12 protein-coding genes are annotated in these 12,401 nt (G+C 43.3%); 6 read left to right on the forward strand and 6 right to left on the reverse strand.

The genetic code is table 11. The features are described from left to right. Positions 1-366: 366 nt before the first annotated feature. Positions 367-2,826, reverse strand: coding sequence for a YhgE/Pip domain-containing protein (locus C1E99_RS03230; protein WP_105206564.1), 2,460 nt, complete (start codon positions 2,824-2,826; stop codon positions 367-369). Positions 2,827-2,951: 125 nt separating this feature from the next. Here C1E99_RS03230 and C1E99_RS03235 point away from each other — a divergent pair, with 125 nt between their 5' ends. From C1E99_RS03235 to C1E99_RS03250, 4 genes are all read left to right on the forward strand, one after another. Beyond that, a complete protein-coding gene (locus tag C1E99_RS03235; protein ID WP_105206565.1) occupies positions 2,952-3,485 on the forward strand; it encodes a TetR/AcrR family transcriptional regulator in 534 nt (177 codons plus the stop codon). Positions 3,486-3,567: 82 nt separating this feature from the next. Beyond that, a complete protein-coding gene (locus tag C1E99_RS03240) occupies positions 3,568-4,551 on the forward strand; it encodes an ABC transporter ATP-binding protein (protein WP_105206566.1) in 984 nt (327 codons plus the stop codon). Further along, the gene (locus C1E99_RS03245; RefSeq protein ID WP_029175054.1) at positions 4,544-5,323 is read left to right on the forward strand and encodes an ABC transporter permease; all 780 of its coding nucleotides are present in this window, start codon (positions 4,544-4,546) and stop codon (positions 5,321-5,323) included. Before C1E99_RS03240 ends, C1E99_RS03245 begins: the two co-directional genes overlap by 8 nt. 1 nt (position 5,324) lies before the next feature. Beyond that, the gene (locus tag C1E99_RS03250; RefSeq protein WP_105206567.1) at positions 5,325-6,107 is read left to right on the forward strand and encodes an ABC transporter permease; all 783 of its coding nucleotides are present in this window, start codon (positions 5,325-5,327) and stop codon (positions 6,105-6,107) included. 49 nt (positions 6,108-6,156) lie between these two features. Here C1E99_RS03250 and C1E99_RS03255 read toward each other — a convergent pair whose 3' ends face one another. The 5 genes from C1E99_RS03255 to C1E99_RS03275 form a co-directional block, all read right to left on the reverse strand. After that, positions 6,157-6,981: a Cof-type HAD-IIB family hydrolase gene (locus C1E99_RS03255; RefSeq protein ID WP_105206568.1), complete on the reverse strand. Its 825-nt coding sequence runs from the start codon at positions 6,979-6,981 to the stop codon at positions 6,157-6,159. 92 nt (positions 6,982-7,073) lie between these two features. Further along, on the reverse strand, positions 7,074-7,553 hold the full coding sequence (locus tag C1E99_RS03260; protein ID WP_105108260.1) for an adenylyltransferase/cytidyltransferase family protein: 480 nt from the start codon (positions 7,551-7,553) through the stop codon (positions 7,074-7,076). A gap of 48 nt (positions 7,554-7,601) precedes the next feature. Continuing rightward, entirely contained in the window at positions 7,602-8,099 is a 498-nt protein-coding gene (locus tag C1E99_RS03265; protein ID WP_202863384.1) for a GNAT family N-acetyltransferase, read from the reverse strand. 8 nt (positions 8,100-8,107) lie between these two features. Next, positions 8,108-10,558 carry an ATP-dependent Clp protease ATP-binding subunit gene (locus C1E99_RS03270; RefSeq protein WP_105206569.1) on the reverse strand — a complete coding sequence of 817 codons (2,451 nt, stop codon included), beginning with the start codon at positions 10,556-10,558 and terminating at the stop codon, positions 8,108-8,110. Between the two features lie 3 nt (positions 10,559-10,561). Then, positions 10,562-11,020, reverse strand: coding sequence for a CtsR family transcriptional regulator (locus tag C1E99_RS03275; protein WP_105108258.1), 459 nt, complete (start codon positions 11,018-11,020; stop codon positions 10,562-10,564). Positions 11,021-11,163: 143 nt separating this feature from the next. On the opposite strand from C1E99_RS03275, the gene C1E99_RS03280 reads away from it, so the two are divergent. Beyond that, positions 11,164-11,502, forward strand: coding sequence for a thioredoxin domain-containing protein (locus C1E99_RS03280; protein ID WP_105206570.1), 339 nt, complete (start codon positions 11,164-11,166; stop codon positions 11,500-11,502). Further along, complete coding sequence (locus tag C1E99_RS03285) at positions 11,502-12,203, forward strand: GNAT family acetyltransferase (RefSeq protein ID WP_105206571.1); 702 nt, start codon at positions 11,502-11,504, stop codon at positions 12,201-12,203. Before C1E99_RS03280 ends, C1E99_RS03285 begins: the two co-directional genes overlap by 1 nt. Positions 12,204-12,401 lie beyond the last annotated feature (198 nt).

A 12,401-nucleotide genomic window follows, 5' to 3' on the forward strand; every position in this document is an offset into this window, starting at 1 on the left:
TGGTCATAGTGCAGTACCTTATCCAAGATTATTTCCATTACTTCATGGTTGATAGATTGGAAAAATGTGACTTCCACCTTTCCGAGGCGAATTTTCATCAGAATATCGTTTCTACCTTTCTTCTCAAAGTGTCTAGTTTTGGGAACAGTCAATGGGACGATGGGCTGTGACATAATAAATCCTCCAGTTATGTTTTTTATAACAGTATACAGGAGGAGGGAGTGATTAGATAGATACCTTGTTATTGGGCGGTTACGGTTTAAGCACCAAAACAGCTATTTTTCCCTAAAAACAGTAAAAAAGACAAACACCAAAACGATGTTTGTCTGCAATCTGAACCAACTGCGTGGACAGTTGGTTTTCTCATTATTCATCTTTTTGATTATAAATCAAGAGACCTAATCCCATGAAGCCTACTAAGAAGAGGCTCAGCATCCAAACTTGATGACTGCTATTTCCAACCATTGAAATGGTTTGACGAAGTCCTGAAACAGAATAGGTCATTGGAAGATAGGGCTGAATGACTTGGAAGAAGCGTGGGCTAAGTTCGATTGGATAGGTACCTGCGCTTGATCCAAGCTGTAGTAACAAGATAATTAAACTTGCAAAGGATCCGAAACGATTGTTCCAACCCACCAGGGCTGTAACGAGGGCCATGAAGGTCCAAGAGGCTAAGAGGATTAATCCCAAGGTTGCCATTGGATGAGCCGGATCAATTCCAATCAAGCGAAGAACACCGTACAGAATCAATGCTGCTAGACTGGCTATCGTACCATTCAGTAACAATTTCCCTTTAGCCCAATCCCAACGATTTTTGTAGGAACGATTATCAATGTGTTTGACAAAAATAACATTCGCTGATAGGGCTACAACCATCAGTGCGACTGATACCATATAAGGAGCCATTCCGACACCGTTGGTCTTCACATCATCTTGGTCGCTGTGTTCCAAGGTGACTGGTTGAGAAACTGCTTGTGCATTTTTGTCTTCTACAGAGATGACTGATAGTTGTTGACTGGCTGAACTGAGTGAATTCGTTAGGGTTTCACTACCTGTACGAAGACTGGAAATACCGCTTGTCAAGGTTTGACCGCCACTAGCTAATTGATCCGCACCAGAAATTAATTGCTGACTACCAGAAGCCAGTTGTCCTGAACCGCTGACAAGTTGACTAGAGTTAGCAGCTAAGGTCGCCAATCCTGATGTTAACTGGCTACCTCCAGATTGGATGCTACTATTATTCGCAACCAACTGAGCTCCACCCTCTGCTAATTGAGCAACACCTGCGGTATAGGCTGTTACTCCTGACATGAGTTGACTAGCTCCACTTGACAGTTGCGTTTGAAGTTGACTCACACCACTCGTCAAGGCTTGAGTTCCTGGTAGAACTTGCTGGTTCAAGGCGGTATTGACCTGACTCAATCCACTTGATAGGTTTTCAATGGCTGTTGTAGCACCTGGCAATGCTTGATTGGCAGCCGTGTTGATCTGACCGACAGCTGATTGCAATTGACCTAATTGCGTTGCCATACCAGAAAGACTTTGTAGGCTAGATAAGGCTTGACTCAGTTGAGATAATTGACCCAAAATCGTTTGGGCTGCTGTCATTGTTGTCGAAGGTGAGTTTTGAAGGGCACCAACCAATTCAGCTTGCTGATCAGCTGTCAAGTTTTGATAGGTAGCCGTTGCTTGCAAGGCTTCAATGCTGGCTGTTTTATCAGCTTGGGCTGCAGTCAACAATCCTTGAGCCTGAGCCCCCATCTCCGTCAAGAGGCTAGATAGAGTAGTGGTATCTACTGCAAGTCCTCCGATACTTGATAGGCTATCATTTAATTGATTGATGGCTGCCTGCAACTGAGGAAGCCCTGTCAATAAGGCCTGTATTTGACTAGACTGTTCAGCAGACAAACCAGTTGAACTAGCGAGTTGCTCCAAGCCTGCCTGCAATTGATTGGCTCCTGTTACCAGTTGTTCGACCTGACTTGCTCCTGTTTGCAATTGTCCCACCCCAGCGATGAGCTGAGAGGAATTGGCATTTAATTGCTCTGCACCTGAAGCAAGACTCGCTACCCCATTTGTGTAGGTTGTTAAGCCACTGGAAAGTGTTTGACTTCCTGAAGCAGCCTGATTGACTCCATCTGTATAAGACACAACTCCAGCAGCCAATTGGTTTGCTCCTGTCACCAGTGATTGACCTGATGAAGATAAGGTAGATAAGCCTGATGATAGAGTCTGACTTCCGGTTTCTAATTGACTAGCTCCATCGGTCAATTGTTGACTTCCATCTGCTGCCTCAACCATGCCGTTTTGAATCTCTCCCATGCTGTCAAAAACAGCTGAGGTGTATGTTTCAGTAATCGTCTCTGAAACAGACGCTTTCAATTTTTCCATGGCTGATTCGCCCATCTTAGAAGCGACAAAGCTGTGACCTTTAGATGTTTGATAGGAAATCGTTAGTGGTTCAGGCTGATCCGTCAAGAGACTGGATGCTTTTTCTGATAAATCTTCTGGTAGGGTGATGACCATATAATAGTCCCCTTCTTCCAAGCCCTTTTCCGCATCCGTTTCTGATACAAAGTGGAAATCCAGGCTCTTGCTCTCTTTCATATTATCCACCATATCATCACCAATGGTGAGGGTTTTATCTTGAAAGCTCGCCGACTGGTCTTGATTGACAACTGCCACAGGCAACTGGTCTAGTCGGCCGTAAGGGTCCCACATAGAGGTTAGGAAACTAATGTTATATAAGGCTGGGACACAGGAAACACCGAGAATGGTGATCAAGGTCATTGGTTTTTTGAAAAAATTCTTTACTTTTTCCGACATAAGAACCTCCTTTAGACATCCTGTCCAAAAACTGATAAAATATATTATACAAGTATCATTTTCAAAATCAAGTAATATGAATCGTTTTTTGGACAATGTGTCTAAAAATGTATAAAAGGAGCAAAATGGGAACAGATAATCGGAAAGAACGAACTCGTCAAGCCATTTTAGAAGCAATGGTGACTTGCCTAGAAACTCAAGGATTTAACGAAATTACAACCACCCACCTCGCTCAAACAGCAGGAATTAGTCGCTCTAGTTTTTATACCCATTATAAGGATAAATATGAATTGATTGACTCCTATCAACAGGGACTTTTTCACAAATTAGAGGCTAAATTTGACCGTTATGATGGCAATCGCCAATCATCATTTTTAGAAATTTTCGAATTGCTCTATCGTGAAAAATTACTCTCAGCCCTACTGACTCATAACGGAACTCAAGAAATCCAAAATTTCTTGATTAACAAAGTCAGATTGCTGGTCGCAAATGATTTGGCTGAGCGTTTTGGGAAAGAAGATTTATCACCACTTGAAAAAGAATACAGCAGCATCTATTTTTCACATGCCTTCTTCGGTATCATGCAGGTTTGGATAAAAAATGGAAAGCAAGAATCTCCTCAATATATGACCGATTTTCTAATCAAAATGTTACCGTAATCATTATTTTCTACCTTCACCCCTTAAGAAATATGGTATAATAGTCTTATCGTGCAAACGTTTTCTTAAAGGAGATGATGAAATGATTCAAGCTGAACATCTATCAAAAACCTATTCCATCATAGATAAGGAAGTCGGTCTCAAAGGTTCTATTAAGGCCTTTTTCAAACCCAAGAAAAAGAAAATTCCTGCCGTCCAAGATATTTCCTTGCAGGTCAAAAAAGGCGAAATCATCGGCTATATCGGCTCCAATGGTTCCGGTAAGTCGACCACCATCAAAATGCTGACGGGAGTCCTCTATCCAGACCAGGGCTCAGTCCGAATCAACGGCCTCAATCCACAAGAAAATCGCAAGGCTGTCAATAAGCAAATCGGCGTTCTCTTCGGACAAAAATCCCATTTGGATTGGAACTTGCCTGTCCAGGAATCTTTTATCCTTCATGCAAAAATTTATGATGTTCCAGATAAGGTATTCAAAGAGCGATTGGCTGTCTTGATTGATCTATTGGACTTGGCTGATATTATGAAGCAACCAATCCGTAATCTGTCACTGGGCCAACGGGTTCGCTGTGAATTTGCGGCTATCTTTATCCACCAGCCTGCCGTTGTCTTTTTGGACGAGCCAACCATCGGTTTGGATGCCAGCGTCAAGGAGACCATTCGCTCCTTCATCCGCTATATGAATCAAGAATACCAGACCACTTTTTTGATTACTTCCCATGATATGAAGGACATCGAAAGCCTCTGTGAACGGATTTTTATCATTGATAAGGGCAAAAAGGTCTACGATGGTTCTCTGACCGTCCTCAAAGAACGCTTTTCCACAGTGAAGACCATTCTCTTTTCCACAGAAAAGCCGATTGAAAAAGACTTGCAACTAGAAGGCTGGGAATTTGAACGAATAGATGACTTTCACTTTGAAATCCACTACCAAAGTAAGTTTTGGACCAGTGCCCAAGTGATTGAGCAAATCTTTAATCATTATTCGGTAGAAGATGTCACCATGAAGGAATTGGAAATTGAAACCATGGTCCGCCAAATTTATGAGGAGGGTATCCATGCGTAAATATCTCTACATGACCCGCCTGACCATGATGAATGCCATGCAGTACAAGGCTTTCTTTCTAGCGACTTTCGTTTCACTGGCAGTGAAGATTTTGGTAGCTCTCTATGTCTGGAAAACCATTTTCTTCACTCAACCAGAAGTCAATGGCTTTACCCTACAAACCTTTACTACATACATCATCTTTGCCAATCTACTAGCCAGTTTAAATTCTTTCTCACTCGGAGAAGATTTGTCCCATAGCATTTTAAAAGGAAGTATTGCTGGAGAATTTCTCAGACCCTATTCCTTTATCCTAGCCCTCTTTTTCAAAGACCTTGGAAATAAGCTCTTGGAACTGATAAAATTTGCCATCGTATTTATCGGTATCTTACTTGTTCATCAGGATTTTTATCTACCTGACGGAAAAACTATTTTGCTCTTTCTAGTCAGCTCCATCCTAGGGATGTTTATCGTTCAATTGCTGGATATGGCTTTTGGCTTCTTAACATTCTTTACGGTCAATGCCTGGGGAGTTATGCTCCTACGAATGGGACTTTTCAATCTAGCCTCGGGCGCACTCTTGCCACTCAGCTTCTATCCACAGGCTGTGGAAAACTTTTTGAAACTCCTTCCCTATAATTATGCCGTTAACGTTCCCGTTTCCATTTTATTGGGACAGGAAAGCGATTTAACCGCTTTGGGGTTGCAAGTTATCTGGATACCCATTCTAGCCTGCTTCATCGCTGCTCTTTGGTCTCAGGCCAAGCGTCGTATTGTCATTTTTGGAGGTTAACATGAAGAAATATATCAGCCTCTATCTATATAACATCAAGGTCTACATGATGGCCCAGATGTCCTTTCGGGTGGACTTCTTCATCGGGATTTTCTCCTCTTTGATTGAACAAATTGTCTACTTGATTTTCCTCAACATCCTCTTTGGAAATATCAAGGAAATCGCTGGTTTTAACTACGGTCAAATGCTTTTCATCTATGGAATAGCCACCGTCGGACGCTCCATTCACTTGATATTCTTTGACAATCTCTGGATGTTTGGCAGTCGCTACATCCGACAAGGCGAATTTGAACGCCTCCTCCTCATGCCTGTCAATCCTCTTTTTCAGCTAATCTGCGAACGAATCCAGCCACAAGGAATCGGAACAACCCTTATCGGTTCCCTCGCACTAGCCCAAGCTTCTAAAGAATTAGGTATGGAATGGAGTCTTGGAAAACTAGCCCTACTAATCTTTATTGCCATTTGTATCGGCCTACTCTATGCAGCTATTCAGCTGGGACCAACTTCTCTTGCATTTTGGATTGTAGAATCATTTCCTTTGACTATGGGAATTTTCGCACTCAATCAGATGGCCCAATATCCGCTCAATATCTATCCAAAAATCATTCAAATCCTGCTGATTTTTGTTTTCCCTTATGCTTTTACAGCCTATTTCCCAGCCCTCTATTTCTTAGACTTGTCTATGTGGGGACTGGCTCTGCCACTGGTTGTCCTGGTCTTATTTGCCATCAATTATAAGCTCTTCCGCTATGGTATGACCAAGTTCACCAGCGTTGGAAATTAAAAAAAGCTAGAATTCTCTGGATTGAGAGCACTAGCTTTTTTCTATATACTTATAAAATATATTCTTCAATGACCTGAAGCACACCTGCTTCCAAATGGCTTGGAGCCATGTATTTGGCAACCGCCTTGACCTTGTCTGTCGCATTTTCCATGGCATAGGAATACCCAACGTAGGACAATAACTCAATATCATTATCAGAATCACCAAAGGCCATCACCTGATTAGGTTCGATATCCAAACAGGTCAAAACCTGTTCCAATCCCCATGCCTTATGGATACCCTGCGGTAAGATATCAACGGAACCATAACCACTGGTTAGTGCAACCAGCTGACCTTGGAAAGCCTGATTAAACTCTTCCGTTATCGATTCTACACGCGCTTCAGGAACCCAGAGACCAACCTTGTATATCGACTCTGAAACTGGATAGGCACTGAGGTCGTCTAAATAGGTTACACGACTCTGGAAGGCAGCCATTTGGGCAGGTTCAATCGGTAAATCCGTTCCCTCAAAAGGCAGTCCGGCCCCCGCCTGCATATAAATATTTTCTTCATTGGACAACATCAGACATACATCCGCCCAACGTCCTTTGAAAAAATGCAGTATTGCTTCGACTTCTTCTTGCTGAATAGCACGTCGAATCATTGTTTTGCCATTTTGATATACATGGGCTCCATTATCTGCTACAAAGATTAACCGGTCTTCAAATCCTTGGCAAAGCTGCAATAACCTGCCCATCCCATTCCCACTCGCAATGACAAATGGAATCTGTTTCTCTGCTAGCTTCTCCAAGACACTTGAAAATCGCTTTCTATCAAAACTTCCTTGACCATCTAAGAAGGTCCCATCCATATCTGTTGCTATCAGTTTTATCATACTAACTCCCTATCAAACTACAGAAAACAAATACTAAAAGGTATACAAAATCAACTTTAAGCATTTCCAAGCTCTATCGCCTATTTATATAGTTACCTAAAGAAATCCTCAAATGCTGGTGCAATATAGTCTCGATACTGCTCTGGGTGTTCGCGAATGAGAGTCGCTGAAATGCCAAATTTTCTAGGACTAAAATGAGCTTGATAGCCTCGACTGTGCAGCTCCTGGGCGTATTCTTCCTCAGACACATAGAAGACTGGCACTTGATGTTCTGACAAGTCCAACAAACCAAACAAACGATCTAACCAAAGGTCCCAGCCATTTGGATAGGGAGGCAAGTCTGTTTCATCCAAGACACAAACTCTGACCAAATCATCTTCCTTAAACTGTTCTTGAGCAAACTGAAATCGTTTGGTCAAATCTAAACCAATCAAATCCCCACGATCCTTGTCATATCCTGACACCACAATACAAACTTGACCACAGGCCAACTTTGCTCGCTCGATCAAATCCAAATGTCCCTTGTGCATAGGGGCAAAGGTTCCGAAAACAACAGCTACGGTTTGATTCATAGATTTCCTTTCTACTTGCTAAAGAGGCGAACAAGCCCACCTCTTCAACTATCTCATTCTTTTTTCAAAACGGAAGAACAATTCTGTGTCTGGAAAGTCAGGCACATGTTCCATAGGGTGAGCTGGATTGAAAAACTCCACAATCTGGAAACCACATTTATTGACATAGAAATGAATATTGCGAACTTCAAAATGCGGGGTGTTGGTTTCCCAAACTTCTGTATCTGGATAGGCTTGCTCAATAGCCTGCCAGATGGTCAAACCCAAGCCTTTGCCCTTATAATTGCCATCAACAAACAAGAGGTCCAAGGAGTTGTGATTGGTTGCTGAATCAATCTGCACAACGACACCGCCTACCAAGTCATTTTTCCAATAGACCTGAAAGGCTTGAGCCTTTAGGGCAAGCAGGCTTTCCAAGACTTCCTTACGGCTAATCACCTCTTCCCCCTCTGGCATTTCTTCCTTCAAGGCTTCTCGAAAAGCTACTTGATTGCGGCGGATAAATTCTTCACGCTCTTCTTCCAGAAGCGGTCTTAGTTCTACCATTTTTCCTCCTATTTGACCACATCAAACTTGAGCTCTTCGCCCTTAACCCCAACCTTCAAGGTCGAACCAGTAGTCAGGTCACCACGGAGCAACATTTCTGCCAATGGGTCTTCCAATTTGGTCTGCAAGAGTCTACGAAGAGGACGAGCTCCCATTTCTGGGTCGTAACCTTGTTTAGCCAATAACTTGAGGGCGGACGGTTGCAGTTTAAGGCTAATTCCTTTCTCAGCTGTTATAGCTAACAACGGTTTAACCATGACCTTGACCACATCCTGCATATGGGACTCTGTCAAGCTATGGAAGACAACTTTCTCATCAATACGGTTGATAAATTCTGGACGATAGGCTTTTTTCAATTCCTCAAAAATGCGTTTCTCCACTTCCTTGTGGTCCTTAGACAAATCAAGGGCACCAAAACCAACCGTCTTATCATCCCGAAGGGCTGTTGCTCCAAGGTTTGACGTCATGATAATAATGGTATTTGAAAAATCAACCTTACGTCCCTTACTGTCCGTTAGAACACCATCATCCAAGACCTGCAAAAGCACGTTAAAAATATCTGGATGGGCTTTTTCAACCTCGTCAAAGAGAAGAACAGAATAAGGTTTATTACGAACTTTTTCCGTCAATTCGCCACCTTCTTCATAGCCTACGTAGCCCGGAGGGGCACCGTTTAAGCGGCTGGCTGCGAATTTCTCCATATACTCAGACATATCAAAACGGATAAGGGCTGATTCGTCATCAAAGAGAACTTCTGCCAAGGCCTTAGCAAGTTCTGTCTTACCGACACCAGTTGGTCCCAGGAACATGAAGGAACCAATCGGTCTGCGACCTGTCCGAATACCTGACTGATTCCGACGAATGGCCCTGCTGACTGCAGAAATGGCTTCTTCCTGCCCGATGACACGTTTATGCAGTTCTGCTTCCAGATTCAGATACTTCTTGGTATCTGACTGACTGAGTTTGGCTACAGGAATACCAGACAGGCGACTGAGAGTTTCTAAAACATCCTCTTCCGTCACTTCTAAGTCATAGTGTTGACTAACTTTCACTGTTTCTTTCGCTTCAAGCAAGAGCTTGCTGACGGTCTTGTACTTTCTAGCCATCAAGGCCTTGTCTATGCTGGTCAGACCTGTTTCCTCAGCCTGCCCTTTCACTCGATTTTGTACCGTTGCACTGGCTTCATCCAGCAAATCAATGGCTGAATCTGGCAGGTTTTTGCTGGTCAAATACCGTTTAGCGTAGGTCACGGCAGTCTCTACAGCTGCTTGTCCAATACGGACCCTATGGTATTTCTCAAACGTTCCTTTTAAACCAGTTAAAATCTCAATGCTATCTTCCACTGTCGGCTCTTCAATGATCACTTTGGCAAAACGACGAACCAGGGCTACGTCTTTCTCAATATGTTTTTGGTACTCATCTTGAGTCGTCGCCCCAACTGTACGTAGGGTACCACGAGCCAGAGCAGGTTTGAGAATATTGGCCGCATCCAGGGTTGAATCAATCCCCGAGCCAGAACCCATAATCGTATGCAATTCATCGATGAAAAGGATAACTTGACCATCTTCCTCAATGTCGTTGATGATATTATTCATCCGCTCTTCGAAATCACCACGAAAACGGGTCCCTGCAATCACATTCATCAAGTCAAGTTCCAAAACTCGCATCTTGGCCAAGCTAACAGGGACATCCCCAGCTGCCACACGCTGAGCCAGACCCAAGGCAAGCGCTGTTTTACCAACACCTGCATCCCCAACCAAGACAGGATTATTCTTGGTTTTACGAGATAAGATTTGAACCATCCGCGAGATTTCTGCATCACGACCAATGACTGGCTCCATCTTGCCTTCACGGGCCAAAGCGGTCAAATCACGAGTATAGTCCTCTAATCCACCAGTCTGTGGAGCTGGAGGCATGCCCATCATCTGCCCCATATTCGTAGCCTTGGATTTTCCACCCTTCATCACACTACGGATTGCTTTTAAGTCTTCCTTAGTAAATCCTGCACGGGCTTCCAAATTTTTACGCAAATCCAAGAAACGGATCTTATCATCTGAGTCATCAAAATGAAAACCAACCTTGTCCAAAATCTGACTAGCTGTTGAACGTTTATCCAAGAGCATAGCCATAAACAAATGTTCTGTACCTAACTCCTTGGCATTGACAACTCCAGCAATTTTCTTGGCCAAACTAGCCGTTTCATCCAAACGTTTTGAAGAAGGCAAGATACGGAAACTATCCAACTCTTCGCGATAAACCTTATCTGTCACGACAAAAGTCGCATGTTCATAGTCAGAAATCGAAACAGGATATTCTGCCAAGACAGCTCCCGCAACGGTATCATGGTTGATGACAAATGATAAGAGAACATGCCAGGTTTCCAAGTAATCACAGGCATAACGTTGGGCAACCAACTGAGCATCTTCAAATACTCTTTGTAAACCAGTTGAAATTTTCATGAATCAATCCTCTTTCCTATCTAAGCGTCGTAAGACTTGACGCATCATGCGAGCGCGAATGACACTTGCATCTTTTCCTAATATTTCATCAGAGCCTGTGGACAAAAAGAGATTGCCTTCTCGTTCTGTCATCAAACCTTCATCAAAAAGGAGTTGTAAAATATCCGCATATACCGTCGCGGATAATTGTTCGCCCATATTGTTCAATAAATCATGAACCAATTCGTGCTTGTCCGAAAAGGTAATCCGACCAATACGAATGTAGCCACCGCCACCACGCTTACTCTCAACAATATAACCACGGCTGGCTGTAAAACGGGTTTTTATCACGTAGTTAATCTGACTTGGCACCACTTCAAACCGACTGGCCAATTCACTCCGACGCAACTCTGCCACATTGACCTGGTCCAAGATGGCTTTGATATGTTCTTCGATATAATCTGATGTATTCTTCATCGCCATAGTATCGCCTCTTTCTTTGACTATCTTTGACCATTATACCCTAAAATGATGAATTTTGAAAGCAAAAGCCCAGCCCCATCCGTAGCAGAATTTTGAAATCTCCTCTGTTTTTTTCTATAATAAAAGAAAAAAAGGAGAACATCATGAACTTCCAAGACTACATCCAAGATTTTACTAGCGTAACTGTGGAGCAGGCACAGGACCTTCTAGCTGCAAAAGAGGGGGCTGTTCTCTTCATCGGACGAGCAACCTGCCCTTACTGCAACCGCTTTGCACCAAAACTCCACAAGGTCGCCCAAGACAAGCAAGTGACCGTCCACTTCCTTGACTCCAGCCAAGTCAGCCCTCAACTCCAGGCCCTCCGCGACCACTACCAAGTTCCTACCGTACCAGGCCTCCTCGTCGCAAAAGCAAGCGGGGTCCAAGTCCGCTGCGACTCCAGCATGACGGAAGAAGAAATTGTAGCTTTTATACAAGACTAATGCTAGACATTTCCTACCAAGCCAACACCTTCCACATCTCTCATCAAGGAAGACCAGTCGGCAGCATCCAAACCTACAGCAACCCCTACCACCAAACCAATGCCTATCTTCGACTGGATTTGGTCGATTACAATTGCACCATAGCAGAGCAGCTCTTCCAGTCCCTACAAACTTCCTTAGGCGGAAAACCTCTTCAAGTTATGCTCTCCTCTGCAGAGCAGGAAAGAATCCATTTCCTCACCGCAGCTGGCTTTGTCTGCAAACGAAAATGTTATGAGTTTGAAGTGACCAAACAAGACTATCTCAGTCAAACAGGCACTACCAACCTAAACATAGTCCGCAAAGGCACCGCACTCTACCAAAGAGCTAGCCAACAAGTCTTTAACCACTATCAGACAGTTCATCAAGATATCAACCCTTGGACTGCCAGTCAAGAAGAATTTGAAAAGGGCTTTCCCGACCTGGTTTATACAGACTCAGAAAACTGGGCCTTCGTAGAAAACATTGAGATAGCCTACGTATGCGGAAAAGATGAACAAAGCTTTGATTCCTTCATCCAAGCAGTTATTGGCTCCCTATTTGAACAATATGAGCAAATTAGCTTTGAGGCTGATGACTGTGATCCTATCGCCATGCGTTTAGCTGACCACTTTCGATTTCCGAACAAGCCCAGCTGGGATACTTATCTCTTAGAAAGCTAGCAAAAAGCACCGACCACAAGGCCGGTGCTTTTTAAGGAGATTATGAAAAATATTTAGGATTGATACTAGTATAACCGTAACCGCCCAATAACAAAGTATATTGAAAAGGCTCCAAAGTCCTATCGACTCTGGAACCTTTTTCTATTTACATGCTCTCTTAATTTTTTCCTTCCATGGCAAATAAGCCTCCAGCACCGG

This window comes from Streptococcus suis (assembly GCF_002964045.1).
GTDB lineage: Bacteria > Bacillota > Bacilli > Lactobacillales > Streptococcaceae > Streptococcus > Streptococcus suis_U.